We start from the raw sequence: 1,452 nt of genomic DNA on the forward strand, positions 1-1,452 counted from the left end.
CCGCCGTCCTCCGCGGGTGGCGGACGGGCACCGGCGGGCGCCGCCGCGCTGCCGAGGTCCCGGTGGCGGCGCGCTCGTCGTCAGATCAGTGAGAGCCCGGTGGGCGGCGTGCCCTCCCCGAAGGGCGTCCCCCCGAGCGAGGCGCGGCCGTGGGGGTCGTGCCAGCGGGTGAGGTCGGGGCCGGCCGGCACGATCCGGTTCGGGTTGAGCTGCTCGTGGGTCTGGTAGTAGTGCCGCTTGATGTGGTCGAAGTTCACCGTCTCGCCGAACCCGGGGGTCTGGAACAGGTCCCTGGCGTAGGCCCAGAGCACCGGGAGCTCGCTGAGCTTCTGCCGGTTGCACTTGAAGTGGCCGTGGTAGACGGCGTCGAAGCGGACCAGGGTGGTGAACAGCCGGATGTCGGCCTCGCTGATCGAGTCGCCCACCAGGTAGCGCTGGCCGAGGAGCCGGTTGGACAGCCGGTCGAGCTCGCCGAAGAGGTCGTGGAACGCGGCCTCGTACGCCTCCTGCGAGGTGGCGAACCCGCAGCGGTACACCCCGTTGTTCACGTTCCGGAAGATCGGCTCGCTCACCTGGTCGATCTCGGCCCGGAACGGCGCGGGGTACAGGTCGGGCGCACCGGGCCGGTGCAGTTCCCGCCACTCGGTGCTGAGGTCGAGGGTGATCCGGGGGTAGTCGTTGGTGACCACCTGCCCGGTGCGCACGTCCACCAGGCAGGGCACGGTCACCCGCCCCTGGAAGTCCGGGTCGGTGGCGAGGTACGCCTCGGAGAGGTACTCGATCCCGAGCACGGGGTCGCGGCCGCCCTCGTCCAGGCTGAAGCGCCAGCCGCGCTCGTCCCGGATCGGATCCACCACCCCGAGCGAGATCGCCTGTTCGAGGCCGAGCAGGCGACGCACGATCAGCGCCCGGTGCGCCCACGGGCAGGCCAGGGACACGATGAGCCGGTACCGCCCCGCCTCCACCGGCCAGGGGGAGGACCCGTCCGCCGTGATCCGGTGGGTGAACCTGTTCGGCTGACGGACGAACTCGCCCCCGGTCGAGGTCTCCGCACCGAATTGCGCACGCGCCATGTCCTCACCTTACGTTCGCGTGGGTGGGAACGCTGCCGGCAGCTCCGGTCGTGCCCCCGTGACCAGGAGACCATCACCCCAGGTCAACCGCTGTTACTCTCCGTTCGCCCCCTGCGGCTGCGCCGGCCGGGCGCGGGGACGGCGACCGGTCGGAGCAGCACGCGCGAGCGGTCGACCGCCAACGGAGCGCCGTTCGGAGCAACCGGGGCCGGCGGGCGGCAGCACGCCCGATCCGGTCCGGGAATCCGTCTCGCCACGCCGCGGGCGGGCCTCCGGATCGCGCCCGCCTGCCGGAGGAGGGCCGGGCGCGGCGGACCGTCCGCGAGCGCGCCGTCCGCCGAGCACGGCGGACCTGGCGGGGCGGCCGCCCCGCGGCCGC

General features: G+C 73.5%; 1 protein-coding gene. It reads right to left on the reverse strand.

What is annotated here, in order from left to right; translation table 11 throughout:
• Window positions 1-80 precede the first annotated feature (80 nt).
• Window positions 81-1,073, reverse strand: a complete 993-nt coding sequence (locus tag ACTIDRAF_RS0225420) for a glutathione S-transferase family protein (protein WP_016701462.1) — start codon at window positions 1,071-1,073, stop codon at window positions 81-83.
• Window positions 1,074-1,452: the final 379 nt, after the last annotated feature.

Source organism: Actinoalloteichus spitiensis RMV-1378 (assembly GCF_000239155.1).
In the GTDB taxonomy this organism is placed as follows: domain Bacteria; phylum Actinomycetota; class Actinomycetes; order Mycobacteriales; family Pseudonocardiaceae; genus Actinoalloteichus_B; species Actinoalloteichus_B spitiensis.